Origin of the sequence: Streptomyces sp. IMTB 2501 (genome assembly GCF_001953885.1) — a bacterium.
Classification (GTDB): Bacteria; Actinomycetota; Actinomycetes; order Streptomycetales; family Streptomycetaceae; genus Streptomyces.
The window spans coordinates 211,671-236,032 of the sequence record NZ_MQUS01000008.1; the positions used below are offsets into that span (position 1 = coordinate 211,671).

Here is a 24,362-nt window from a genome sequence, read left to right on the forward strand (position 1 = left end):
TCGTCTGCGCCGCCGCTCAGCGAGTGCTGACCACCACCGTCTTGGCCGCCTTGTCGTGCAGGCCCTGTTTGTACGGCTTGTCGAAGTAGCTCCAACCGCCGCTGATCACCGTCCAGATGCAGGCACAGCAGAAGGCGAACGGCACCCAGAGCACCAGGGCGCGGATCAGGTTGGTCTGCACCGAGGGCGTGGCGCCGTTGTCCAGGTTCGCCACCCGCATGTTGAGCCACTGCTTGCCGAGGGTCTGGCCGTACTTGCTCATCATGAAGGTGTCGTACGCGATGTACAGCACGGCCACGATGACGGACTGGCCCACGGACTTGCCGACCTCGACGTGGTCACCGTTCACGTTGTACTCGCGCACGCCGAACGCCCAGGTGAGCAGCCAGACGACGATGCCGACGAGGATCATGTCCACGATCCGCGCGAGCGTGCGCTTGCCGCTGTCGGCGAGCGGGGGCATACCGGCCAGCGGGTCACCGGGGTAACCGCCGGGGCCCGGCCCGTAGGGGCCACCGCCGTACGGACCGCCCCCGTAGGGGGGAGGCTGGCCGCCGCCGTAGGGAGGTGGCTGCTGGCCGCCCGGCGGGGGCGGCTGGCCGCCGGGGGGCGGTTGCGGGCCCCCGCCGCCGGACGGTGGGGGCTGCTGGGCGCCGCCGTGCGGGGTGTCGTACGGCGAGCCCGACCCCTGGTCCGACGGGGGCCGCTTCCTGAACGGGTCGTCCTCGGGGGGCTGCTCTCCGGAGCCGGGGGGCGGTTCGCTGCTCATGGCCCGAGTGGACCGCGAACGCCCCGGCTCCGCATCCGACGGGCGGCCGTACGGAGTACCGGGTACGGCGTTCCAGTGGGCCGTTCCGCCGGCCGGTGCTCAGCCCGCGACGAAGGTGTGCGCCGCCTTGTCGTGCCAGCACTGGTGCCAGGGCCGGTCGAACAGGCACCACAGCACACCCACGATCCCGATGCCGAGCAGTCCGGGCACGCTGTAGACGAGCCAGCGGCGCAGTGCCAGGCCGAAGGCCGGGGGCTCGTGCGCCTCGATGTCCCGCACCTCCAGACCCAGCAGCTTCTTGCCGAGGGTGCGGCCCCATCTGGCGGTCGGCAGCGCCTCGTACACGACGCCGACGAGCAGCAGGACGGCGAGCACGATGCCGAGGCTGGTGGCGGTGGTGCCGTCGAGCAGCCAGACGGTGACCTCCCGGCCGGACAGCCTGGCCGCGTCGATCTTCTGCTGGACGTGGTCGACGGCCTTGGTGCCGAGGGGTACGGCGGCCACGGCCGTCACCGCGCCCACAACCAGGGTGTCGATCAGCCGGGCGGCGAGCCGCTTGCCGAGTCCGGCGGGGCGGGCGGCGGCCTGGCGACGCGCGGCCGCCTGGAACGGGTCCTCCACCACCGGCTTCCACGGCGCCACGGGCTGCTCGTCACCGCCGCCAGCCAGCTGGTGCACCTGCTGCGCCCAGGACGCCTGACCACCCCCGGGTCCACTGGTCACCGGGGTGCCAGGGGCGCCGCCCTGGGCCGGCACCGAGGGCGCCACGGCGGCGGGCGCGGCCTGGGCGGGCGGCACGGGCTGCGCGGCTCGCGGTGGCTGGGCTGCCTGCGGTGCCTGTGCGGCCTGCGGTGCCTGTGCGGCTGCGGCTCGCGCGGCGGCGGCCTTTCCCGCTCCGAAACCGGGGCCGCCGGACTGCGGGGACGGGATCGAGGGGGATGCGGCGGCGGGCGGGGTGGGCGCGCCGACGGGCCCCTGTGGTCCGAAGCCGCCGGGCGCACCGGGAGTACCAGGAGTACCAGGACCACCGGTGCCGCTGGGACTGTTGGGTCCACCGGCCGAAGGCCGCGTGCCATAACCCGGATCCGCCGCCCCCGCGCCCGGAGTACCGGCCCGGCCGCCCGGCGCCTGCGCACCCGGCCGGCCCTGGCCCGGTACCGGGCGGAACGTCATCGTGCCCTCGTCCTGTACGGCCGCGGGCCCCGGGACCGGGCGGCGGAAGATGAACGTGCCGCTGGGATCCCGGTCGTCGCCCTCCGCCGGCGGGACCGAGGCCGCGCCGTCGGTCTGCCCGGCCTGGCCGGGCAGCTGGGCCGAACCCTCCGCGGGCACCCTCGGGTCGACACCCCAGGCGGTACGCCCGCCGCCGTCACCGGCGCCGGCATGGGGGTGCTGCCCGGCGCCCTGGCCGTCGGCGGGCCAGGCGCCGGGCCGGTCCTGACCGCCGGGGCTCGGCTCCGGGTCCTCGTCGAAGAAGTGCGGGCCCGTCTCCTCCACCGCGGGGGTCGCGGGGCGGACCCCCGGCGGCGGGGCGAGCGGTTCGCCGTCCTTCGGCGCCGGCCGGCTGGTGCCGGGCACCCAGGAGGCGCCGTTCCAGTACCGGACGTAGCCGGGGATGGACGGGTCCGGGTAGTAGCCCTCGCGGGGCCTGTCGTCGCCTGGGGCCGGGGTTGGGGCGCTCATGTCCGTCGTCCCGTATCTGCTCGGGGGTGGGAATAGGGGTCTCCACATCTATCAGACCCGGGCAGTCCGCAGCGCCAGTCCCGCAGGACCCACTCCTTTCCGGGCAACCCCGTACCCCGCTCTCACAGGTCCGCGAAAGAAATTTCTCCGAACCCGCGTAATGGCCCAGCCCCTGCCCGCTCTCCCCTGGTGCGGGGCCGCTCCGAGCGGCCCCGGCCAGCGCAGACCAGGAAAGGAACGCAGGTCATGGAGCACACCGTGGTGGAACGCGAGCTGGAACTGAGGCTCATCCTGTCGCCGGAGCGCGGTATCCCGGTACCGGCCCGGCTGAGCTACCGCTCCGACGATCCGTACGCCGTCCACATCATGTTCCACATCAACTCCGAGTCGCCCGTCAGCTGGACGTTCGCCCGGGACCTGCTGGTCGAAGGGGTGTTCCGGCCGTGCGGGCACGGGGATGTGCGGGTGTGGCCGACGAAGGTGGACGGGCGCAGCGTCGTGCTGATGGCGCTCAGCTCGCCGGACGGGGACGCGCTGCTGGAGGCGCCGATCCCGCAGGTGTCGGCCTGGCTGGAGCGGACGCTGCGGGCGGTGCCGCCCGGAACGGAGGGCGGGCAACTGGGCATCGACGACGCGCTCGACCAGCTGCTCGCCCAGTGAGGGGCCGCGGTGAGCGGCTGTGCCGGGAAGGGCGCCCCGGCTTCAGAGGACCTTGCCCGGGTTGAGGATGCCCAGGGGGTCGAAGGCCTGCTTCACGGCCCGTTGCATCTCGATGCCGACCGGGCCGATCTCCCGGGCCAGCCACTCCTTCTTCAGCACGCCGACGCCGTGTTCGCCGGTGATGGTGCCGCCCAGCTCCAGGCCGAGGGCCATGATCTCGTCGAAGGACTCACGGGCCCGCCGGGACTCGTCCTCGTCCTGGGCGTCGAAGCAGACGGTGGGGTGGGTGTTGCCGTCGCCGGCGTGGGCGCAGACCCCGATGGTCAGCCGGTATTTCCCGGCGATGCGCTCGACGCCCTCCAGCATCTCGCTGAGCTTCGAGCGGGGCACGCACACGTCGTCGATCATCGTCGTGCCCTTGACCGCCTCCAGCGCGGTCAGCGAGAGCCGCCGTGCCTGGAGGAGGAGTTCGGACTCGGCCGCGTCCTCGGCCGGGACGACCTCGGTGGCACCGGCGGCCTCGCACAGGGCGCCGACGGCGGCGAGGTCGGCGGCCGGGGCCGGGGTGTCGAAGGCGGCCAGCAGCAGCGACTCGGTGGTCTCCGGCAGGCCCATGTGGGCGAGGTCGTTCACCGCCTTGACGGTCGTGCGGTCCATCAGTTCGAGGAGGGAGGGGACGTGACCGCCCTCCATGATCCGGCAGACGGCGTCGCAGGCGGCCGCGGCGGAGGGGAACTCGGCGGCCAGCACCAGCTGCTGCGGCGGCTTGGGCTTCAGGGCGAGCACGGCCCGTACGACGATGCCGAGGGAGCCCTCGGAGCCGACGAAGAGCCGGGTGAGGTCGTAGCCCGCCACGCCCTTCGCCGTACGCCGGCCGGTGGACATCAGGCGGCCGTCGGCGAGGACGACGTCCAGGCCGAGGACGTACTCGGCGGTCACGCCGTACTTGACGCAGCACAGGCCGCCGGAAGCCGTGCCGATGTTGCCGCCGATCGTGCACATCTCCCAGCTGGAGGGGTCCGGCGGGTAGTACAGGCCGTGTTCCTCGACCGCGCGGGAGAGGGTCGCGTTGATCACACCCGGTTCGACCACGGCGATCCGGTCGACGGGGCTGATCTCCAGGATGCGGTCCATCCTGGTCAGGGACAGCACGATGCAGCCGTCGGTGGCGTTGGCCGCGCCGGACAGTCCCGAGCGGGCGCCCTGCGGGACGACCGGGACGCGTAGCTCGGTGGCGGTGCGCATGACGTGCTGGACCTGCTCGACCGTGCGGGGCAGCACGACCACGGCGGGCGCGCCGGCCGGGCAGAAGCTCGCCATGTCGTGGGCGTAGGAGGCGGTGACGTCGGGGTCGGTCAGGACGGCCTCGGCGGGCAGGCCGGCCAGGAGCCGGTCGGTGAGACCGCTCGTCTCTGCGGTGTCTTCGGAGCGAGGCGCTTCGATACGGCTCATGATCACAGCTTGGCACTCGCGCCCATCGGTGTGAACCCCGTCCATGCCTGCCTTGGGCCGCCCGGATCAGCTCGTCGTATTGACGCACAGTGAGGGCCATGGACAGGGCCATGGACAACCGAGTGCGCGTGCCGGGGACGTCCCTGCTCGCCGAGCCGCCGGCGCCGCGCCGCGCCCGGCGGTGGCTGCGCCGGGTCCTGGTGGCCGCGCTGGCCTGCGGTGTCGTCGCGGGTCTGGGGCTGATGCTGCCCGAAGAGCGGCCGCAGGTGGTCCGGCCGCCGGCCGCCGGTCCGCAGGCGCAGGCACGGGCGGAGGCACAGACGCTGACGGCGGTGACCTCGGGGGTGCCGGTCGCGTTGCCGCAGCTGACGGCGCTCGTCGGCCGGCAGGAGCGGCGGGTGCGGGCACGGCCTCAGGACGCGCGGGCGTGGGCCGTGCTGGGCCGCGCGTATGTGGAGCGGGGGCGGCGGGCGGCCGACCCGGAGGACTTTCCGCGGGCCGAGCAGGCGCTGCGGACGTCCCTGCGGGTGCGGGCGGGGACGCCCGAGGCGCTGGAGGGGATGGCCGCGCTCGCGCTGGCGCGCCGGGACTTTCCGGCGGCGAAGGACTACGGCGAGCAGGCGCTGAAGGCGGCGCCGAACCGGTGGTCGGCGTATCCGCCGCTGATCGACGCCTACACCGGGCTCGGCGACTACAAGGCGGCCCGGACCGCCCTGGACACCCTGCTGGAGCTGCACACCGGCGCGGCGGCCCGGCCCGTGGTGATGGCCCGGGCGTCGGCGGTGTACCAGGACCGGGGCTGGCGCGAGGACGCGGTGGCCCAGCTGACCGACGCGGCGGCCGCCGCCGGCACCCCGGCCGAGCAGGCCCCCTGTATGACCGGGCTCGGGCAGCTGGCCTGGGACCGCGGGGACCCGCAGGACGCGCTGCGGCACTTCGAGGCGGCCGTACGCCTCGATCCCGACCAGCCGGGCGCACAGGCGGGGCGGGGCCGGGCGCTGGTCGCGCTGGGCCGCACGGAGGTGGCGTTCACCGCGTACCGGGCGGCACTCGCCCGGCATCCGAGCCCGCGGGACGCCTATGAACTGGGCGAGCTGTACGAGGCGCGCGGCATGGCCGGGCCGGCCCGGGAACAGTACGAGCGGGTCAAGGCGCTGGTACGGCGGGAGGTGGCGGCCGGGGTCGACGAGGACCTGCTGATCGGCCAGTTCGAGGCCGACCACGGGAACCCGCGGGAGGCCGTAACACGCTTGCGGGCGGAGTGGCGGCGCCAGCCGGGCACCGAGGTGGCCGACGCCCTTGGCTGGGCACTGCACCGGACCGGCGACGACAAGGAGGCGCTGACCTACGCCGAAGCCGCGACGGACACCTCCAAGGGGGGCGTCCGCAGCGCCCTGTACGCGTTCCACCGGGCCCTGATCGAACAGAGCCTGGGCCTGTCGGCCCCGTCCCGCCGCCATCTCCAGGGGGCCCTCCGCATCAACCCGTACTTCTCACCCCTCAGGGCGTCTGCGGCCGTTGCGGCGTTGCGGGCGCTGGGCGACGTTCCCGATGAGCCGCCGCCCGGCGGGATCCCGTAGGCGTCACAGATTCCCGCGCTTGGCCTGTTCCCGCTCGATCGCCTCGAACAGGGCCTTGAAGTTGCCCTTGCCGAAGCCCATGGAGCCGTGGCGTTCGATGATCTCGAAGAAGACGGTCGGGCGGTCCTGGACCGGCTTGGTGAAGATCTGCAGCAGATAGCCGTCCTCGTCGCGGTCGGCGAGGATCTTCAGCTCGCGCAGGGTCTCGATGGGCACCCGGGTGTCGCCGACCCACTCGCCGAGGGTGTCGTAGTAGGAGTCGGGGGTGTTGAGGAACTCGACGCCGGCGGCGCGCATGGTGCGGACCGTCTGCACGATGTCGTTGGTGTTCAGCGCGATGTGCTGGACGCCGGCCCCGCCGTAGAACTCCAGGTACTCGTCGATCTGGGACTTCTTCTTGGCGATCGCGGGCTCGTTGATCGGGAACTTGACCTTCAGGGTGCCGTCCGCGACGACCTTCGACATCAGCGCGCTGTACTCGGTGGCGATGTCGTCGCCCACGAACTCCTTCATGTTCGTGAAGCCCATGACCTTGTTGTAGAAGGCCACCCACTCGTTCATCCTGCCGAGTTCGACGTTGCCGACGCAGTGGTCGACGGCCTGGAAGGTGCGCCGGGCGGGTGGTTCGACCATCGGCTTCGCGGGGACGAAGCCGGGCAGGTAGGGGCCGTCGTATCCGGAGCGGTCGACCAGGGTGTGGCGGGTCTCGCCGTAGGTGGCGATCGCGGCGAGGACGACGGTGCCGTGCTCGTCCTTCAGCTCGTACGGCTCGGCGACCGAGCGGGCGCCGTGCTCGACGGCGTAGGCGTGGGCGGCGCGCGCGTCCGGGACCTCGATGGCCAGGTCGATGACGCCGTCGCCGTGTTCGGCCACATGGCGGGCGAGGAAGCGGCCCCAGTCGGTGCTCGGCTTGATCACCGAGGTGAGGACGAACCGGGCGGAGCCGTTCTCCAGCACATAGCTGGCGGTCTCGCGGCTGCCGTTCTCCGGTCCGGAGTAGGCGACCAGCCGCATGCCGAAGGCGGTGGAGTAGAAGTGCGCCGCCTGCTTGGCGTTGCCCACGGCGAAGACGACCGCGTCCATTCCCTTGACCGGGAAGGGGTCGGCCCGCCGTGCGGTGTCGGGGGTGTGGTGTGTGGTCTGCGTCATGGCGGCAGCGTGGACCCGCTCTGCAAGGTGCGCAATAGTTCGCTTATTCACTGGGCAATCTGCATAGTGATACGACCGTGTCTCCGGTCTTTCTGTACAGGATGACCATCCCTGGAGGTGCCGTGGCGATCGATCATCTGGACGGGCGGATCATCGTGCTGCTCGCACGGGAGCCGCGCATCGGCGTGCTGGAGATGTCCCGGCGGCTGGGGGTCGCGCGGGGCACGGTGCAGGCGCGGCTGGACCGGCTTCAGTCGAATGGAGTCATCCGCGGATTCGGTCCGCAGGTGGATCCGGCGGCCCTCGGATATCCGGTGACCGCCTTCGCCACGCTGCAGATCCGGCAAGGTCAAGGGCCCGATGTGCGGGCGCACTTGGCGACCGTGCCGGAGGTGCTGGAGCTGCTGACCACCACCGGCAGCGGGGACATGCTGTGCCGGCTGGTGGCCCGCTCGAACGCCGATCTTCAACGGGTGATCGACCGGGTCGTCGGTTTTGATGGCATCGTCCGGGCCTCCACGGCGATCGTCATGGAGAACCCCGTTCCGCTGCGGATCATCCCCCTGGTGGAACAGGCCGCCCAGGACGCGAAAGGGACATAGGAAAGGGACGCGGGCCGATCCGGGGTGAGCCGGTGAACTTCTGGGAGTACCTGGGCAATCGTCACCAGCAGCTGCTCGCGGACGCCTTCCAGCACGCCAGCGCGGTCTTCCAGTGCATGGTCCTGGCGACCGTCATCGGGGTGCTGATCGGAGTGGTCACCTATCGCTCCGACTGGGCGGGCAACCTCGCCACCACCGCCACCTCGACCATCCTCACCATCCCCTCGCTCGCGATGATCGGCCTGCTCATCCCGCTCGTGGGCCTGGGCGTGCCGCCCACGGTGATCTCACTGACGCTGTACGGGCTGCTGCCGATCGTGCGGAACGCGATCGTGGGCCTGCGCGGGGTCGACCCGACGCTGGTGGACGCGGCCCGCGGCATCGGCATGTCCCGTCCGATGCGGCTGGTGCGGGTGGAGCTGCCGCTGGCCTGGCCGCCGATCCTGACCGGCATCCGGGTCTCCACGCAGATGCTGATGGGCATCGCCGCGATCGCCGCCTACGCCTCCGGTCCGGGCCTCGGCAACGAGATCTTCCGCGGGCTCGCTTCCCTGGGGAGCAAGAACGCACTGAACCAGGTGCTCGCGGGCACGCTCGGGATCATCATCCTCGCGCTCCTGTTCGACGCCGTGTACGTCCTGATCGGGCGGCTGACGATTCCGAGGGGGATCCGTGTCTGAGACGTCCACCGGAGAGAGCCATGGTGCCTCCATCGAGCTGGAGAACCTGACCAAGCGGTATCCGGGCAGTCAGCAGCCGGCCGTGGACAACGTGAGCATGGAGATCAAGGCGGGCGAGACGGTCATCTTCGTCGGCCCGTCCGGCTGCGGCAAGTCCACGACGCTCAAGATGATCAACCGGCTGATCGAACCGACCGGCGGCCGTATCCGCATCAACGGCGAGGACGTCACCGACATCGACCCGGTGAAGCTGCGCCGCAAGGTCGGGTACGCCATCCAGTCGGCCGGCCTCTTCCCGCACATGACCGTCGCCCAGAACATCGCCCTCGTACCGAAGATGATCGGCTGGCCGAAGGCGCGGATCCGGTCCCGGGTCGAGGAGCTGCTCGACCTCGTCGGGCTCGACCCGGGCGAGTTCCACGGCCGCTATCCGCGCCAGCTCTCCGGCGGGCAGCAGCAACGGGTGGGCGTGGCACGGGCGTTGGCGGCCGATCCCCCCGTGCTGCTGATGGACGAACCGTTCGGCGCGGTCGACCCGATCACCCGCGATCACCTCCAGGACGAGCTGATCCGGCTCCAGCACGAACTGCACAAGACGATCGTGTTCGTCACCCACGACTTCGACGAGGCGATCAAGCTGGGCGACCGGATCGCCGTCCTGCGCGAACGCTCGCACATCGCCCAGTTCGACACCCCGGAGGCGATCCTCACCAACCCGGCCGACGACTTCGTCTCCGGTTTCGTCGGCGCGGGCGCGGCCCTGAAGCGGCTGAACCTGACCCGGGTGCGGGACGTGGAGATGCGGGAGTACCCGACGGTGACCGTGGAGACCCCGCTCCAGGAGATCTTCACCGTGATCCGGGACAGCGGCACGAACGAGATCCTGCTCCTCGACAAGCGCCGCCGCCCCTACAAGTGGCTGCGCCGCGGCGACCTGATGCGGGCCCGGGGCTCGCTGGCCCGCGCGGGCACGCTGGTGCACGACACGGTGACCCGGGACGCGACCCTCAGGGACGCGCTGGAGGCCGTGCTGACGGACAACGCGGGCCGGGTCGCGGTGACCGGGCGGCGCGGCGAGTACATCGGTGTGGTCGACATGGAGACCCTGATGAACTCCGTGCACGAGCTGCTGGAGGCCGACCGGCTGGAGGCGATGGAGGCACAGCACGAGCTGGAGGAGGCGCGCGCCCAGCAGACGCACTTCGAGCAGGAGGGTCCCGGAGGGGTGACGAAGGCGTGAGCACCGACCAACAGCCGCGGCCCGAGGGCGAGCACGAGGTCAAGGGGCTCGCCTTCCGTGACGAGGGCGAGGCGGAGCAGGAGGCCCCGCCGCCGGCCCCGCGCCCGCCCGCCCGGCGCCTGTCCTGGCCGCGGCTGACGGTCCTGCCCGCCTTCCTGGTGGCCGTACTCCTGGCGACCTGGCTGTGGTTCCGGCAGGCGCACCTGGACACGATCTCGCGCAACGCGCTGTCGGGCGGTCAGGTCTCCAAGGCGCTCTGGCAGCACGTGCAGCTGACGGTGATCTCCACGTTCTTCGTGCTGATCATCGCGATCCCGCTGGGCATCGTGCTCACCCGGCGGGCCTTCCGCAGGGCCACCCCGGTGGCGATGGCCTTCGCCAACATGGGCCAGGCGACCCCGGCGATCGGCCTGCTGGCCCTGCTGGTCATCTGGCTCGGCGTCGGCGTCAGGGCGGCCCTGATCGGCATCATCGTCTACGCGATCCTGCCGGTCCTCTCCAACACCATCGCGGGTCTCAAGGCCAACGACCCGACCCTGCTGGAGGCGGCCCGCGGCATCGGCATGTCCCCGCTCGGTGTGCTCGCCCGGGTCGAACTGCCGCTCGCCGTCCCGCTGATCCTCGCGGGCGTCCGTACGGCCCTGGTCCTCAACGTCGGTACGGCGGCCCTGGCGACCTTCGGCGGAGGCGGCGGCCTGGGCGTGCTGATCACCACCGGCATCACCACCCAGCGCATGCCGGTGCTGGTGCTCGGCTCGGTCCTCACCGTGGCGCTCGCCCTGCTGGTGGACTGGCTGGCCTCGCTGGCGGAAGTGCTGCTGCGACCGCGCGGCCTGGAGGTGCGGACATGAGACGCGGCGCATGTCCGCTCGTGGCGGCGGTGCTGGTGTCCGGCTGCGGGCTGACCAGCGGCTCCCCCATGGCCGACGCCGTCAGGCCCGGAGCGGTCGGGGCGGGCGAGCCGCTGAAGGGGGCCCATCTCACCGTCACCTCCAAGGAGTTCACCGAGCAGCTGATCCTCGGCGCGATCATGGGGATCGCCTTCCAGGCGGCCGGCGCGGACGTACTGGACCGCACCGGCATCCAGGGATCGATCGGCGCGCGGGAAGCGGTGAAGGGCGGTTCCGCGGATGCCATGTACGAGTACACGGGCACCGCCTGGATCACGTACCAGGGCAACAGCCACCCGATCCCCGACCCGGAGCAGCAGTGGCAGGCGGTGCGGAACGCCGATCTGAAGAACGGGCTGACCTGGCTGCCGCCCGCACAGCTGAACAACACCTACGCGCTGGCCATGAACCAGGCCACCTTCAAGAAGTACGGCACCCGGACCCTCTCGCAGGTGGCCGCGCTGGCCAAGAAGGACCCCGGCGCCGTCACCCTGTGCGTGGAGAGCGAGTTCGCCAACCGGGCCGACGGGCTGCCCGGGCTGGAGAAGGCGTACGGGATGAGTGTGCCCGCGAAGAACGTCACGCAGATGGACACCGGGATCATCTACACACAGGTCGCGAAGGGGAAGTGCACCTACGGGGAGGTGTTCACCACCGACGGGCGCATCAGGTCGATGAACCTGGCGGTGATGGAGGACGACAGGAAGTTCTTCCCCAACTACAACGCGGCGCCCGTGATCAACACCAAGGTCCTGCAGAAGTGGCCGGCCATCGCGAGCGTCATCGAGCCCGTCACGAAGAAGCTGGACAACACGGTGGCGCAGACCCTGAACGGCAAGGTGGACGTGGACGGCCAGGATCCGCACCAGGTGGCACTGGACTGGATGAAGCAGGAGGGGTTCGTGAAGTAGGGCGAGGGGATCCACCCGCTGTCGGCCTAGCAGCTCGGGATCGAGCCCTTGCCCTTCTCCAGGGCCACCAGGGAGCTCACCGCGCCCTTCAGCGTGGTGACCGGGATCAGCCGGAGGCCCTTGGGCAGGTCCGCCTTGGCGTCGGCGCACTCGTCCTGCGGCACCAGGAAGACGGTCGCCCCGTCCCGCCGGGCGGCCTGCGTCTTCAGGGCCACGCCGCCGACCGCGCCGACCTTGCCGTCCGCGTCGATCGTGCCCGTACCGGCGACGGCGCGGCCGCCGGTGAGGTCGCCGCCGCTGCCGTCGCCGTGCAGCTTGTCGATGATCCCCAGGGTGAACAGCAGACCCGCGCTCGGCCCGCCCACGTCGGCGAGCTTCAGCGTGACCTTGACCTTGTCGGAGCTCAGCCCGAGGTACTTCAGCGCGGCCTGGGTCGCGGCGTCCTGGGACTGCCGCATCTGCGCCACGTTGTGCTGCTCGATCTCCTTGACGGTGTCGCCGCTCGGGTAGACGGCGTCGTGCGGCATGACGGCCCGGTCGGTGCGGAACCAGTTGTGGACCACGTCAACGAAGGTCACCCTGGTGTCCGGACCGGTCGCCACGATCGTGACCATCCGCAGCTGACCGCTGGTACTGCGCGCGGTCGCACCGGAGACGGTGATCACCTGGGTGCCCTTGTTCGCGCCGAGCACGTTCGCCGTCATCCCGGGCTGGGCCACCGCGAACGGCAGCGGCGCGAACGCCGCCGTGGCCAGCAGGGCCACGACGGGCAGAGCGCAGACGGCTACGGCCTGGGAACGCGTGAGACGAGAGAGCACGACATCAATCTAACGTGACCACTGCCCGTGCCTCAGGCCGCGTACAGGTCCCGTCGCTCCCGGGTGAACCGGCGCAGCGCGTCCGGAAGGGGCGCGATGCCGATTCCGGGGCCGGTCGGGACCGGTAGATGGCCGTCCACCAGGACGAACGGCTCGGTGATGTCCTCGGCGAAGTAGCGGGCGGAGGCGGAGGTGTCCCCCGGGAGGGTGCAGCCGGGCAGGGCAGCCAGGGCCAGATTGGGGGCCCGGCCGATGCCGGTCTCCAGCATGCCGCCGCACCACACCGGGACGCCGTGCGCGTGCGCCACGTCGTGGACCCGGCGGGCCTCCAGATAGCCGCCGACCCGGGCGGGCTTGACGTTCACCACCCGGCAGGCGTCCAGCGCGATCGCGGCGGCGGTGTCGCGGGCGTGATGCAGGGACTCGTCCAGGCAGACCGGCGTCCGCAGCCGCTGCTGGAGCCGGGCGTGGGCGTGCAGGTTGTTCTCCTCCAGCGGCTCCTCGATCAGCAGCAGCCCGAACTCGTCGAGTCGCCGCAGATGCTCGGCGTCCGCGAGCGTGTAGGCGGTGTTGGCGTCGACCTGGAGGGGGAGCGCATCGCCGAAGCGGTCGCGGACCGCCCGGACCGGGTCGACGTCCCATCCCGGTTCGATCTTGAGCTTGATCCGGACATACCCCTCGGCCAGGTAGCGCTCCACGTCGTCCAGCAGCTCCGGGACCGAGTCCTTGATGCCGACCGACACCCCGGCCGGCACCCGGTCCCGTACGGCGCCCAGACAGGTCGCGAGCGGCATGCCGTACGACCGCAGCTCGGCGTCCAGCAGGGCCGTCTCCAGGGCCGCCTTCGCCAGCTCGTGACCCTTGATCCCCGCCAGCGCGGGCGCGAGCGCGGCCGTGGTGAGGTGCGGGAGGGCGGCCATGCGCGGGACCAGGAAGTCGCGCAGCACGATCTCGGCGCCGGCGACGAACTCCGAGCAGTACAGCGGCTCGGGGTCGGCGGCGAACTCCGACCAGCCCTCGGCCGCGTCCGTGACGACGTGCAGCAGGAAGGTGTCCTTCGTCGTCATCGTCCCGAAGGACGTACGGAAGGGCGTGACCAGCGGGATCGCCACGTGCACGATCTCGACGCGCTCCAGCTTCATGCCCCGGCCTCCTCAAGGGTGAGCGTGTACCAGCCGTCACGGGACATCCCGGTGGCCCGGAACCCCTCCGCGAAGGCCGACGACAGCACCTCGCGCACGGCGTGCCGCCAGCGCAGCGCCGACGCGGGGTCCGCGGCGCGCAGCTTCACGATGTCCTCGGGCACCCGGCACCAGAGGTACCGGCCGTCCCGGCGGGCCAGGGGACCGCCGTCGGGAGCGGTGGCCGTGACCGGTCCCCGCGGTTCCCCGTCGTACGGCGGGGTCGGCGCGTCCGCCTCCCCGGTCGCACCCAGCTCCCAGGTCACCGTCAGCCGGTCGCTCTCGTCGCCGTCGTTCACGCCGTCGGTCATGGGGCCGTAGAAGTCGACCAGGTACTCCGTGCCGGTGGCGCCCAGCTTGGCCAGGTTGAAGCGGGCGTTGCGGCCGACCAGCGGGTCGAACGTCCAGCGCATGGTGCGGGCGCCCAGGCCGACGGCCCAGTCCCGCTGGGCCAGCTTCACGGCGTGCCCGAGTCCCCGCTCGGCGGCGGCGACCAGCGAGTACGTGCCGTGGTCGGCGCCGAGCACCGCGACGGACGCCCCCGCGAGCCGCTGTCCGTCGAACGCCGCGTGGACCGCGCCGCCGGAGTGCACCAGGCTGTGCAGGACCTCGGCCGGATAGGGCGGGGCGGTGCGGGGCGTCTGCCAGACGTCGCTGAAGTAGTCGGCCACGGCCGCGAGGGAGGCGACGTCGTGGACGGTACGGATGGTGACTCCTGCTGTCATGGCACGAGTGTCGAAGGAGCGGGGCCCGGGTGTGTTGTGCGAGCGGCCAAGACATGCGTACGTTCGTTTCACCATCCGCCAACAGCCTGCTGGGGACCCTCATGGACGCCTGCACCCTCGGTGACCTCCTGGACGTCGTCGGCGGCCCCGCCCTGCGCCTGCACACGGCCCCCGCCGGGCAGGCCGTACCGGTCACCGAGGCGGTCCTGTACGACGGTCATGTCCCGCTCCCCCGGCTGCCCGGCGCGCTCCTGCTGGCGGTCGGCGTGCGGGCGGCCCAGGCCGGGCCGCTGCTGCGGGCGGCGGGCGAGGCCGGGCTGACCGGGGTGGTGGTGCGGGGTGCGGACGGACCGGTCGCGGAGGCGGAGGCGCACGGCGTGGCCCTGCTGTCCGTCGCCGAGGACGCCGCCTGGCACCAGGTGCATCTGCTGCTGGCCTCGGCCATCGCCGCCCGGCCCACCGGGGCGGCCCCCGACAGCGGGCTCGGCGACCTGTTCGCGCTGGCCGACGCGATCGCCACGGCGACCGGCGGGGCCACCGCCATCGAGGACCCCCGGCAGCGGATCCTCGCCTACTCGACCGTCCACGGGCAGCCGGTGGACGAGGACCGCCGGCAGGGCATCCTCGGCCGGCAGGTGCCGGCCAGCGCGGAGAACACCGAGCAGTACCGGCGGCTGTTCGCCGCCGACCGCCCGATCGGGCTGCCCGCACTGTCCGCCGGTGACCTGCCCCGCCTCGCGATGCCGGTACGGGCCGGCGGGGAGACGCTCGGCTCGGTGTGGGTGATCGACGGCGGCTCGCTCGCCCCGGACGCCGAGGACACCCTCGCCCAGGGCGCCTCCACGGCCGCCCTGCTCCTGCTGCGGGCCCGCGCTGCCCGGGAGCTGGCCCGGCACCAGGGCGGCGAACTGCTGCGCCGCCTGCTGGACGGCACGGCGGCGGACGCGGCAACGGCCGCCGGGCGACTGGGAGTTGCCGGGCCCGCCCGGGTGGCGGCCTTCGTGCTGGACTCAGCGGCGAGCGTCCCCGACACCGAGCGCACGGCGCTGCGTCTGCTGGACGTCGTACGGCTGCAGTGCGAGGCCCGCTACGGGCGGCACGCGGGCGTGCTGGTGGACGGGGTGGTGTACGCGGTGCTGCCCGGCCCCGGGGAACGGCATCGCACGCTCGCCGAGGACATCGTGGCGCGGGCCGGGCAGGCGCTGCGGGTGCCGGTGCGGGCGGCGCTCGGCGAGGTCGTGCCGGACGCGGCGGAGCTCGCGGACTCACGGGCGGACGCGGACCTGGTGCTGCGGGTGCTGGACGCGGAGCTGCCGGTGGCCACGGTGGACGAGGTGCGGGCGCGCGTCACCCTGCTTCGGCTGTCCGAAGTGATGGGCGAGCGGCGGGAGTTGAGCGCGGGCGCCTGGCGGCGGGTACTCGCGTACGACGCCGGGAACGGCACGGAATACGCGCGCACGCTCGTCTCCTGGTTCGACGCGGGCTGCGACATGGCGGGCGCGGCGAAACTCCTCGCCGTACACCCCAACACCTGCCGCTACCGGCTCAGGCAGCTCCAGCAGCACGCCGGGGTCGATCTGGACGACCCCGACGAACGGCTGGTGCTGTGGCTGCAGTTGCGGGCGCTGGCCGGTCTCAGCTCAGCCACGCCCTGAGCCCGGCCTCACACCGCTCCAGGTGCGCGACGGGGACGTACTCCCCCGCCGTGTGGGCGAGGGACGGGTCCCCCGGGCCGTAGTTGAGCGCGGGCACGCCCAGCGCCGCGAACCGGGCGACATCCGTCCAGCCGAGCTTGGGCCGTGGCTCGGCCCCGAGCGCGGCGACGAGTCCGCCGACCCGGTCGAGGTGGGGCAGTGCCCCGGCGACGGCTTCGGTGACGCGGACCTCGTACTCCGGGAAGAGGGCGCGTACGTACGCCTCCGCCTCCTCGGGTGAACGACTCGGCGCGAAGCGGCAGTTGACGGTGACGACGCACTCGTCGGGTACGACGTTCCCGGCGACCCCGGCCCGTACGGCGACGGCGCCCAGCCCCTCCCGGTACTCCAGCCCGTCGACCACGACCCGCTCCGCCCGGTGTTCGTCGAGCCGCCGCAGAACCTCACCGGCCTTGTGGGCGGCGTTGACGCCCTGCCAGGCGCGGGCGGTGTGGGCGCGGGCGCCCTCGACCACGATGTCGGCGGTGAGGATGCCCTGGCAGCCGGCCTCCACGCCCGCGTCGGAGGGCTCCATGAGGATGGCCAGCCCGGCATCGGCGAGCAGGTCGGGCCGCTCGGCGCCGATGCGGCCGAGCCCGTTCCGGACCCCGTCGACCTCCTCGCACTCGTAGAAGACGTAGGTGAGGTCGCGGACGGGCGCGGGCACGGTCGCGGCCAGCCGCAGCGCCACGGCGACCCCGCCCTTCATGTCACAGGCGCCGAGCCCGTGCACCCGGCCGTCGGCGAGCCGCGACGGGAGGTTCCCGGCGGCCGGCACGGTGTCCAGGTGCCCGGCGATCAGGGCGCGTTCGGAGCGGCCCAGCCCGGTGCGGGCGACGACGGAGTTGCCGACCCGCTCGACGCCGAGGTGGGGCAGGCCGCGCAGGGCGGTGTCGACGGCGTCCGCGATGACGTCCTCCCGCCCGCTCTCGGAGGGCAGGTCGACGAGGGCGCGGGTGAGGGTGACGACGTCGGCGGTGAGGTCGAGTGCGGGGATGCCGGGGGCGGTCATGCGGAGTCTTCCTGGAGTGCGGGGTCTTGCTGGAGTGCCAGGTCTTCCCGGCGGCTGTCGAGCCCGTTGAGCTTGGAGTGCCGGATGCCGTAGAGGCCGTAGACGACGAGCCCGGCCGCCAGCCACGCGCCGAACGCGATCCAGGTGTCGCCGCCCAGGCTGCCCAGCATGTAGACGCAGAAGCCGACGCCGAGGAGCGGTGTGACGGGCGAGAACGGCACCCGGAAGGAGCGCGGGGTGTCGGGGCTGCGCCGGCGCAGCAGTACGACCGCCAGGTTGACCAGCATGAACGCGAACAGCGTGCCGATGCTGGTGGCGTCGGCGAGTCTGCCGAGCGGCACCAGGGCGGCGAGGACCGCGATGAAGCCGGACACGATCACCGTGTTGGCACGGGGCACGCCGGTACGGGGATGCACCTTGGCGAACAGCGGCGGTACGAGCCCGTCCCGGGCCATCGCGAAGAGGATGCGGATCTGCCCGTACTGCACGGTGAGCACCACGCTGGTGGTGGCGACGACCGCGCCGACGGACAGCAGGATCGGCCACAGACTCCCGCCCCCGACGGACCGCACGAGCACCTCACTGAGCGTGGCCTCGGTGCCCGCGAACTGCTTCCACGGCATGGCGCCGAGCGCGGCGACCGCGACGAGGACGTACAGCGCGGTGACGAGGACAAGGGACAGGATGATGGCGCGCGGCAGGTCTCGCTGCGGATTCCGGGCCTCCTCCCCCGCGGTGGAGGCGGCGTCGAAGCCGATGTAGGAGAAGAAGAGGGAGGCCGCTCCGGCACTCATGCCCGCGGCGCCGAGCGGGAAGAGGGGGTGGAAGTTCCCGGCCCGGAAGGCGGTGAAGGCGACGGCACAGAAGAGGACGAGGGCCGCGATCTTGACGCCCACCATGATCGTGTTGGCGACGGCGCTCTCCCTGGCGCCGCGCAGCAGGACGACCATGGCGAGTACGACGATGAGGGCGGCGGGGATGTTGAGGGTGCCTCCGGCGCCGGGCGGCGCGCTGAGCGACTCGGGGAGAGTCACCCCGAAGGTGAGGTCGAGCAGCTCATTGACGTACTGCCCCCAGCCGACGGCGACGGCGGCCACGGACACCCCGTACTCCAGGATCAGACACCACCCGCACACCCAGGCGACCAGCTCGCCGAGGGTGGCGTAGGTATAGCTGTAGGAGGATCCCGAGCCGGGGATCATGCCGGCCAGTTCGGCGTACGACAGCGCCGAGAACAGGGCGGTGACGCCGGCCAGGACGAAGGAGACGACGACGGCTGGGCCCGCCTCCGGCACGGCCTGGCCGAGCACCACGAAGATTCCGGTGCCGAGCGTTGCGCCCACGCTGAGCAGGGTGAGCTGGGCTACGCCCATGGTCCGCCTCAGCGGGCTACCGCCTGCTTCGCCGACCAGTGTGTCCACGGTTTGCCGCCGGGTGAGCCGACGTCTTGTAGCTTCCACCGCACTGTTCCCTCCGCCTTGGGGCTGTTTGGCCCCTGATGATGCGGAGGTATGGGTGCGGTCGGGTGAGCGGATCGGCCAAAGGTGCGGGTTGGATCTTGGCCGGATGAGCAAAGAGGTGGCGAAGGGCATCGCCGAGTGCGGGTGGGTGGGGGCTGGTCGCGCCCACGCGGCGGAGCCGCGAGTCCGACACGGCCCCGCACCCCTTGGGGAGTGACTACAACGCGTCAGCGCAGGGCGTCGGCGACCTCTCGGGCCGCTTCGACGACCCGCGGCCCCACCCGCTCCGGTACGGAGTCCGCCAGCATCACCACGCCCACGCTGCCCTCGACCCCCGTGACCCCGACCAACGGCGCCGCCGCCCCGCTCGCCCCGGCCTCCAGTTCCCCGTGCGTGAGGGTGTACCCGGGCCCCTCGGCCGGCGACTGCCGAGCGGCCAGGATGGCCCGGCCCGCGGCCCCCCGGTCCAGCGGATGCCGGAACCCGGCCCGGTACGCCACGTGATAGTCGGTCCACGTCGGCTCGACCACGGCGACGGCCAGCGCCTCCGTCCCGTCCACCAACGTCAGATGCGCCGTCGCGCCTATGTCCTCGGCGAGCGACCTGAGCGCCGGCAACGCGGCCTCCCGCACCAGCGGATGCACCTGCCGCCCGAGCCGCAGCACCCCGAGCCCGACCCGGGCTCGTCCGCCCAAGTCACGCCGTACGAGCGCGTGTTGCTCCAACGTGGCGAGCAACCGGTACACAACGGTACGGTTCACGCCCAGCTTCGTGGACAGCTCGGTGACGGTCAGCCCGTGGTCGGTGTCGGCCAGCAGCTTGAGGACGCGCAGTCCCCGGTCGAGCGTCTGAGAGGTCTCCGCGGTCACGACGCCCACTCCTTTGGTGGTGAGGTCGGCGAACCCCTGAGCGGCGAATGCGTCACCGAGTCCCGTCGGCGACGCGCTTCAGAGGCCGCCGATCGGCAGGTCGGCCCGGCGGCTCCGGGCCAAGTCGCTTCACGGCTGCGCTCCGCGGCGGCGCTGCCACGGGGCGTGTGCGTAGCGGGACAGTAGCGAAGCAGGTTCGCTGAGCGGAAGTCTCCGTCCAGAATCCGGGCAGGACCAGATCCGGCCTGCTGTGATTCGTCCGGGTACGCACATGCCCCAGGAACCTGCACGCCGGTCTACCGCATCCGCGTGGCCCACTCCTGCACCTTGGCGATCCGCTGCCGCAGCTGCCCCGCCGTGGCCTCCGCACTCGGCGGCCCCCCGCACACCCGGCGCAGCTCGGTGTGGATCACCCCGTGCGGCTTGCCGCTCTGGTGGACGTACGCGCCGACCATCGTGTTGAGCTGTTTGCGCAGCTCCATCATCTCCTTGTGGCTGACCACCGGCCGCCGCTCGGCGGGCAGCTCCAGCAGGTCGGCCTCGGTGTCCGGCTTCTTACGGCTGTGCGCGATCTGCCGGGCCTGCCGCTTCTGCAGCAGCATCTGCACCTGATCGGGCTCCAGCAGCCCGGGAATCCCGAGGTAGTCCTGCTCTTCGTCGCTCCCGGGATGGGCCTGCATGCCGAACTCGGCGCCGTCGTACAGCACCCGGTCGAAGACGGCGTCGGACTCCAGCGCCTCGAACGGCAGCATGTCCTGCTCGCCGGTGTCCTCGTCCTGCTGCTTGTTCGCCTCCTCCATCTCCTTCTCGGATTCGGCGTACGGGTCCTCCTCGCCCTCCTTCTTCGGCTTGTCGAGGGCGTGGTCCCGTTCCTTTTCCATCTCGTTGGCGAAGGTCAGCAGGTCAGGGACGGTCGGCAGGAAGACGGACGCGGTCTCGCCGCGCCGCCGGGACCGCACGAACCGCCCGACGGCCTGAGCGAAGAACAGCGGGGTCGAAATGGTGGTGGCATACACCCCCACCGCGAGCCGCGGCACGTCGACGCCCTCGGACACCATCCGCACGGCGACCATCCACCGGTCGCCACTGTCGCTGAACTCGTCGATCCTGTTCGAGGCGCCGGCGTCGTCGGACAGCACGAGCGTGGCCTTCGTACCGGTGATCTCGCGGATCAGCTTGGCGTAGGCGCGGGCGGAGTCCTGGTCGGAGGCGATGACGAGGGCACCGGCGTCCGGGATGGCCTTGCGGACCTCGGTCAGCCGCTGATCGGCGGCGCGCAGCACGCTCGGCATCCAGTCGCCGCGCGGGTCGAGCGCCGTACGCCAGGCCTGGCTGATCGCGTCCTTGGTCATCGGCTCGCCGAGCCGGGCGGCGACCTCGTCACCGGCCTTCGTACGCCAGCGCATGTTGCCGCTGTAGGAGAGGAAGATGACCGGCCGGACGACCCCGTCCGACAAGGCGGACCCATATCCGTACGTATAGTCGGCGGCGGACCGCCGGATCCCGGCGTTGTCCTCCTCGTACGTCACGAAGGGGATGGGGTTGGTGTCGGACCGGAACGGCGTACCGGTGAGCGCGAGCCGGCGCGTGGCGGGCTCGAAGGCCTCCAGACAGGCCTCGCCCCAGGACTTGGAGTCACCGGCGTGATGGATCTCGTCGAGGATGACGAGGGTCTTGCGCTGCTCCACCCGGTTCCGGTGGAGCATGGGCCGCACGCCGACACCGGCGTAGGTGACGGCGACCCCGTCGTACTCCCTGCCGAGCGGCCCCGCGCTGTACTCGGGGTCGAGCTTGATCCCGATCCGGGCCGCCGCCTCCGCCCACTGCTTCTTCAGATGCTCGGTCGGTGCGACCACGGTCACCTGCTGCACGACGTGGTGGTGCAGCAGCCAGGAGGCGAGCGTCAGCGCGAAGGTGGTCTTGCCGGCGCCGGGCGTGGCGACGGCCAGGAAGTCACGCGGCTGCTCCTGGACGTACTTCTCCATCGCCCCCTGCTGCCAGGCGCGCAGCTTACTGGCGGTACCCCAGGGGGCCCGGCCGGGGAAGGCGGGCGAGAGGTGGTGCGAGTGCGCGGAGGAAGCAGACATAGGGGTGGGCCCGGAGGGCCCTCCGTTGAGGGCGGTGGCGGGCGACGGGCGGGCAGTAGTCACGGTCTCCGTATGTATGGGCTCGTCTTGTGGGGCGGCTACGTATGACAACCGGGCCACCCTACCGGCGCCCCCCACCGTCCACGGCCGGACGAGCCCGGGTGACCCGCGGGTGGGACCCACGTCACAGCCTCCACGATCACCACCACGACCCCGGCACCACCAAAGGCCCCCTCCACCCCCTTTCATGAACGCGGTATGGCAGTCCCATTGCAGCCCCGCACGTCCCCTTGAGCCGCCCCGCACCCTCCCCATAGCTTCGTATCCACGAACACGGCCGTGTGCCCGAGTGGTTCAGGGGCTCGCCTGCAAAGCGAGTTACGTGGGTTCGATTCCCGCCACGGCCTCTACGTCTTGACCAGGCAGAACCAGCGGGGCGGCACCCATGACGGGGCCGTCCCTCTGCTCGCCCGTCTCCGTTCTCGTCCCACTTCCCGGCCGAACTGACCTGGTGGCGGCGGCGTTAGGGTTACCGCACATGTGGCCAGGACAGCAGCCGCCCGGGGGCGAGCAGAACCCGCAGCACCAGAATCCCTACCAGCAGCCGAACCCGTACCAGCAGACGGGCTATCAGCAGCCGAACCCCTATCAGCAGCCGGGGCAGCCTCAGTGGGGCGCGCCCCCGCCCCTGGGGGCGCCGCAGCCGCCGAGCGGCGGAGGCAACCGGACCAAGGTCGTCGCGATCGGGGCGGCCACGGCCGTGGTGGTGGCCGCCGGCGTCAGCGGTTTCCTGATCCTGGGCGGCAACAAGGACGACAACGCCGGTGGCGGCAAGCCCAAGGCGTCGGCCAGTGCGCCGCCGCAGAGCCCGGCGGCCTCCGCTTCCGGGTCGGACGACTCACGCGGCACCGGGGCCGAGAAGCCGACCGTCCCTGGCTGGAAGGTCACCGTCAACGCCAAGTGGGGCATCGCCTTCGACGTGCCGGCGGACTGGGAGGTGGAGCCCCCGACCGCCGCCATCGGTTACGCGGACCACAAGACGGGCAAGCCGATCGCCTACATGTCAGGCATAGCGTATGACAAGCCGAAGTGGTGCACGTCCGACGACGACAAGGACGGCCGGACGGAGGACACGGAACTGGCCGCGACCGGCACCAAGGGCGCGGGCGGTGCCAAGAACACCGACCAAGTGGCGCTGAACACGGTGGGCTGGTGGGTCTACGCCCCCTATACACAGCCGGACAAGAAGAGCTTCACCGTCGATGAGAAGGCCCAGCCCTACACGACCACCGCGGGAGTCAAGGGGAGCATCGCCTGGGCCTGGTCGACCAACACGCCCCAGCGGGGCAAGTGCGCCAGCGACGGCAAGGCGCTCTCGTTCGGCTTCAAGAACTCGGCCGGTGACTTCGTGTCGTGGATCTTCTACGGCGCCAAGGGCGTCCACGACGAGGTGCCCAAGGCGACCGTCATGAAGATCCTCAGCACGGTCCGTCTGCACGGCACGCCGACGCAGTCCTGAACCGGTTCGTGCTCAGAGTGCCCCACCCGACTTGTCCTGGAACTGTTCCGTCCAGTAGTGCCAGTCCGTGGTCGGGAGGGTGGCTGTGGGGTCGAGGGTGGTCAGGGTGTGGAGCATGGCGGCGGCCAGCTGGTCGTAGGCGCGGGTCGTCAGTTCGGCTGCGAGGTGGCCGTCGATCGTGCGCTCGTGGTGGAGGAGCCAGAGTGTGAAGGCGAGGGTGGAGACGTCGGTGTTGAGGGGGTGGAGCGTCGCCCCCGGCTCGCTGAAGGTCAGGACCGAGCCCGTTCTCCCGTCGACCACCAGGCTGTTGTCCCCGACCAGGCGTCCCAGGCGGATCAAGTGGTCTGCGTGGGCCGGGAGTTCGTCCGGAGGGTGATCGCCGGCGCAGTCCTCGGTGGCGTACTCCCGGAGCGTCGGCAGCGGGACGTCCGTGTCGGCGTGGAAGAGGACCGCCTCCTCCGGCAGCCCGGTCTCGCGCAGGAAGCGCCGGGTCGGCTCGTGCGTGAGCGTCGCGGGGAAGTCGACCTCCTCGAAGCGGGCCACCCGGCCGTGCCCGAACTGCTGGTCGAGCAGGCGGGCCGGGACGTCCAGGGTCAGCCCGGACGCCGTGCCGGGGCCCGCGACGAGAGCCAGCGGGCGGATCAGGGCCGCCGCCTTCCAGTACGGCGGGACCTTTCCGTCCGTGCCCTCCTCGAAGAGGGAGAGCAGCCGGCGGGTGGCCTCGGTCACCGTCCTGGGGCCGTACCGGCCCGCGAGGGAGGCGAAACGGCCGCGCAGGCCCGCCAGTTCCTCGGTGACCGCGGCGAAGCGCAGGAGGGTGTCCAGGGAAGGGGCGAAGGGGCGGGCGCCGGACGGGTCGAAGAGGTAGGCCGTCGTCAGCTCGCCGGTGCCGCCGTCGAGCAGGATGGACTCGCGCGCCATGCCCGCCGGGTTGAGCAGTTCGCCTATCACCAGCCGGTCCCGCAGCTCGTCCGCCACGCGGAACGGGCCGTCCGCGGCGTCGGCGAGCGTGCGCAGGCCATGCCTGCGGAGCGGGGAGAAGGTCAGCAGGTCGGTGGCCGCGGGCAGGCCGGAGCCGCTGAGCAGGCCGCGCGTCGGCGCGTGCGTGACATAGCGGTCCAGCTCGGCCTCGGTCAGCGTGATCGCCGTGACCCCGGCGTCGGTCGTGCTCATCGCTCCCCCGCGATCTTCCCCGTCGGTGCACACGTGAGTCCGTCCACGTGTGAGTCCGTGAGTGCCACTGCCCCCACTGCTCAGGACACTACGCCGCCCCACTGACAACGGTCCTCATCGGCAAAGACGCCCGGCGGGGCGGGGCCGTTGCGCGGCCTCGGGAATCACCCGTGCCCTCGCCCCCGGCCGCACCCTCCCGGACTCACGT

The 24,362-nt window shown here is 72.0% G+C and carries 21 protein-coding genes and 1 tRNA gene; 10 read left to right on the top strand and 12 right to left on the bottom strand.

The annotated features are described in order from the left end of the window. Positions 1-16: 16 nt before the first annotated feature. On the bottom strand, positions 17-769 hold the full coding sequence (locus AV521_RS16545) for an RDD family protein (RefSeq protein ID WP_076089023.1): 753 nt from the start codon (positions 767-769) through the stop codon (positions 17-19). A gap of 99 nt (positions 770-868) precedes the next feature. Continuing rightward, positions 869-2,452 (bottom strand): RDD family protein, encoded by a 1,584-nt coding sequence (locus tag AV521_RS16550; protein ID WP_076089025.1) that lies wholly within the window; start codon positions 2,450-2,452, stop codon positions 869-871. Between the two features lie 246 nt (positions 2,453-2,698). On the opposite strand from AV521_RS16550, the gene AV521_RS16555 reads away from it, so the two are divergent. Further along, the gene (locus tag AV521_RS16555; protein WP_076089027.1) at positions 2,699-3,112 is read left to right on the top strand and encodes an SsgA family sporulation/cell division regulator; all 414 of its coding nucleotides are present in this window, start codon (positions 2,699-2,701) and stop codon (positions 3,110-3,112) included. A 42-nt stretch (positions 3,113-3,154) separates the two neighbouring features. Here AV521_RS16555 and AV521_RS16560 read toward each other — a convergent pair whose 3' ends face one another. Further along, positions 3,155-4,570, bottom strand: a complete 1,416-nt coding sequence (locus tag AV521_RS16560) for an FAD-binding oxidoreductase (RefSeq protein WP_076089029.1) — start codon at positions 4,568-4,570, stop codon at positions 3,155-3,157. Between the two features lie 92 nt (positions 4,571-4,662). Between AV521_RS16560 and AV521_RS16565 the strand changes: the two genes are divergently transcribed. Beyond that, a complete protein-coding gene (locus tag AV521_RS16565) occupies positions 4,663-6,144 on the top strand; it encodes a lipopolysaccharide assembly protein LapB (RefSeq protein ID WP_256725567.1) in 1,482 nt (493 codons plus the stop codon). 3 nt (positions 6,145-6,147) lie between these two features. On the opposite strand, the gene hppD is transcribed toward AV521_RS16565, so the two are convergent. Then, positions 6,148-7,293, bottom strand: a complete 1,146-nt coding sequence (gene hppD / locus AV521_RS16570; RefSeq protein WP_076089031.1) for a 4-hydroxyphenylpyruvate dioxygenase — start codon at positions 7,291-7,293, stop codon at positions 6,148-6,150. A 122-nt stretch (positions 7,294-7,415) separates the two neighbouring features. On the opposite strand from hppD, the gene AV521_RS16575 reads away from it, so the two are divergent. The 5 genes from AV521_RS16575 to AV521_RS16595 are packed head-to-tail and all read left to right on the top strand — an operon-like array spanning position 7,416 to position 11,616. Beyond that, positions 7,416-7,895, top strand: coding sequence for an Lrp/AsnC family transcriptional regulator (locus AV521_RS16575; RefSeq protein WP_179023142.1), 480 nt, complete (start codon positions 7,416-7,418; stop codon positions 7,893-7,895). 32 nt (positions 7,896-7,927) lie between these two features. Next, complete coding sequence (locus tag AV521_RS16580) at positions 7,928-8,575, top strand: ABC transporter permease (protein ID WP_076089033.1); 648 nt, start codon at positions 7,928-7,930, stop codon at positions 8,573-8,575. Further along, complete coding sequence (locus AV521_RS16585) at positions 8,568-9,815, top strand: betaine/proline/choline family ABC transporter ATP-binding protein (protein ID WP_076089035.1); 1,248 nt, start codon at positions 8,568-8,570, stop codon at positions 9,813-9,815. The genes AV521_RS16580 and AV521_RS16585 overlap by 8 nt, the downstream gene beginning before the upstream one ends. Next, positions 9,812-10,666, top strand: a complete 855-nt coding sequence (locus AV521_RS16590) for an ABC transporter permease (RefSeq protein ID WP_076089037.1) — start codon at positions 9,812-9,814, stop codon at positions 10,664-10,666. The genes AV521_RS16585 and AV521_RS16590 overlap by 4 nt, the downstream gene beginning before the upstream one ends. Beyond that, on the top strand, positions 10,663-11,616 hold the full coding sequence (locus AV521_RS16595; protein WP_076089039.1) for a glycine betaine ABC transporter substrate-binding protein: 954 nt from the start codon (positions 10,663-10,665) through the stop codon (positions 11,614-11,616). The genes AV521_RS16590 and AV521_RS16595 overlap by 4 nt, the downstream gene beginning before the upstream one ends. Before the next feature lie 26 nt (positions 11,617-11,642). Here the strand turns inward: AV521_RS16595 and AV521_RS16600 are convergent, their stop codons facing one another. From AV521_RS16600 to AV521_RS16610, 3 genes are read right to left on the bottom strand one after another with little or no spacing between them, the layout of a single operon-like run. Then, positions 11,643-12,434 (bottom strand): S16 family serine protease, encoded by a 792-nt coding sequence (locus AV521_RS16600; RefSeq protein WP_076089041.1) that lies wholly within the window; start codon positions 12,432-12,434, stop codon positions 11,643-11,645. A 32-nt stretch (positions 12,435-12,466) separates the two neighbouring features. Next, positions 12,467-13,576, bottom strand: coding sequence for an o-succinylbenzoate synthase (menC, locus tag AV521_RS16605; RefSeq protein ID WP_076089043.1), 1,110 nt, complete (start codon positions 13,574-13,576; stop codon positions 12,467-12,469). Further along, positions 13,573-14,340, bottom strand: coding sequence for a chorismate synthase (locus AV521_RS16610; RefSeq protein WP_076089045.1), 768 nt, complete (start codon positions 14,338-14,340; stop codon positions 13,573-13,575). The genes menC and AV521_RS16610 overlap by 4 nt, the downstream gene beginning before the upstream one ends. Positions 14,341-14,393: 53 nt before the next feature. Between AV521_RS16610 and AV521_RS16615 the strand changes: the two genes are divergently transcribed. After that, positions 14,394-15,995 carry a CdaR family transcriptional regulator gene (locus AV521_RS16615; RefSeq protein WP_256725568.1) on the top strand — a complete coding sequence of 534 codons (1,602 nt, stop codon included), beginning with the start codon at positions 14,394-14,396 and terminating at the stop codon, positions 15,993-15,995. Here AV521_RS16615 and dapE read toward each other — a convergent pair. The 4 genes from dapE to AV521_RS16635 all read right to left on the bottom strand — a co-directional run bounded on the left by dapE (position 15,976) and on the right by AV521_RS16635 (position 21,462). Next, entirely contained in the window at positions 15,976-17,046 is a 1,071-nt protein-coding gene (dapE, locus tag AV521_RS16620; RefSeq protein ID WP_076089047.1) for a succinyl-diaminopimelate desuccinylase, read from the bottom strand. The genes AV521_RS16615 and dapE overlap by 20 nt on opposite strands. Next, positions 17,043-18,638: an amino acid permease gene (locus AV521_RS16625; protein WP_079249268.1), complete on the bottom strand. Its 1,596-nt coding sequence runs from the start codon at positions 18,636-18,638 to the stop codon at positions 17,043-17,045. Before AV521_RS16625 ends, dapE begins: the two co-directional genes overlap by 4 nt. Positions 18,639-18,733: 95 nt before the next feature. Continuing rightward, on the bottom strand, positions 18,734-19,375 hold the full coding sequence (locus AV521_RS16630) for an IclR family transcriptional regulator (protein ID WP_076089051.1): 642 nt from the start codon (positions 19,373-19,375) through the stop codon (positions 18,734-18,736). A gap of 296 nt (positions 19,376-19,671) precedes the next feature. Continuing rightward, positions 19,672-21,462: a DEAD/DEAH box helicase gene (locus AV521_RS16635; RefSeq protein ID WP_076089053.1), complete on the bottom strand. Its 1,791-nt coding sequence runs from the start codon at positions 21,460-21,462 to the stop codon at positions 19,672-19,674. 335 nt (positions 21,463-21,797) lie between these two features. Here AV521_RS16635 and AV521_RS16640 point away from each other — a divergent pair. Next, positions 21,798-21,869 (top strand) — tRNA-Cys (locus AV521_RS16640). Between the two features lie 131 nt (positions 21,870-22,000). Further along, positions 22,001-22,981, top strand: coding sequence for a hypothetical protein (locus AV521_RS16645; protein WP_076089055.1), 981 nt, complete (start codon positions 22,001-22,003; stop codon positions 22,979-22,981). 12 nt (positions 22,982-22,993) lie between these two features. Here the strand turns inward: AV521_RS16645 and AV521_RS16650 are convergent, their stop codons facing one another. Then, the gene (locus AV521_RS16650) at positions 22,994-24,154 is read right to left on the bottom strand and encodes an SUKH-4 family immunity protein (RefSeq protein WP_076089057.1); all 1,161 of its coding nucleotides are present in this window, start codon (positions 24,152-24,154) and stop codon (positions 22,994-22,996) included. Positions 24,155-24,362 lie beyond the last annotated feature (208 nt).

What these genes read in the sequence shown, in the direction of transcription:
- AV521_RS16545 (WP_076089023.1), bottom strand. Translation starts at nt 769, where the DNA reads ATGAGCAGCGAACCGCCCCCCGGCTCCGGAGAGCAGCCCCCCGAGGAC.
- AV521_RS16550 (WP_076089025.1), bottom strand. Translation starts at nt 2,452, where the DNA reads ATGAGCGCCCCAACCCCGGCCCCAGGCGACGACAGGCCCCGCGAGGGC.
- AV521_RS16555 (WP_076089027.1), top strand. Translation starts at nt 2,699, where the DNA reads ATGGAGCACACCGTGGTGGAACGCGAGCTGGAACTGAGGCTCATCCTG.
- AV521_RS16565 (WP_256725567.1), top strand. Translation starts at nt 4,663, where the DNA reads ATGGACAGGGCCATGGACAACCGAGTGCGCGTGCCGGGGACGTCCCTG.
- hppD (WP_076089031.1), bottom strand. Translation starts at nt 7,293, where the DNA reads ATGACGCAGACCACACACCACACCCCCGACACCGCACGGCGGGCCGAC.
- AV521_RS16595 (WP_076089039.1), top strand. Translation starts at nt 10,663, where the DNA reads ATGAGACGCGGCGCATGTCCGCTCGTGGCGGCGGTGCTGGTGTCCGGC.
- menC (WP_076089043.1), bottom strand. Translation starts at nt 13,576, where the DNA reads ATGAAGCTGGAGCGCGTCGAGATCGTGCACGTGGCGATCCCGCTGGTC.
- AV521_RS16610 (WP_076089045.1), bottom strand. Translation starts at nt 14,340, where the DNA reads ATGACAGCAGGAGTCACCATCCGTACCGTCCACGACGTCGCCTCCCTC.
- AV521_RS16615 (WP_256725568.1), top strand. Translation starts at nt 14,394, where the DNA reads ATGCGTACGTTCGTTTCACCATCCGCCAACAGCCTGCTGGGGACCCTC.
- dapE (WP_076089047.1), bottom strand. Translation starts at nt 17,046, where the DNA reads ATGACCGCCCCCGGCATCCCCGCACTCGACCTCACCGCCGACGTCGTC.
- AV521_RS16625 (WP_079249268.1), bottom strand. Translation starts at nt 18,638, where the DNA reads ATGCCCTTCGCCACCTCTTTGCTCATCCGGCCAAGATCCAACCCGCAC.
- AV521_RS16635 (WP_076089053.1), bottom strand. Translation starts at nt 21,462, where the DNA reads ATGTCTGCTTCCTCCGCGCACTCGCACCACCTCTCGCCCGCCTTCCCC.
- AV521_RS16645 (WP_076089055.1), top strand. Translation starts at nt 22,001, where the DNA reads ATGTGGCCAGGACAGCAGCCGCCCGGGGGCGAGCAGAACCCGCAGCAC.
- AV521_RS16650 (WP_076089057.1), bottom strand. Translation starts at nt 24,154, where the DNA reads ATGAGCACGACCGACGCCGGGGTCACGGCGATCACGCTGACCGAGGCC.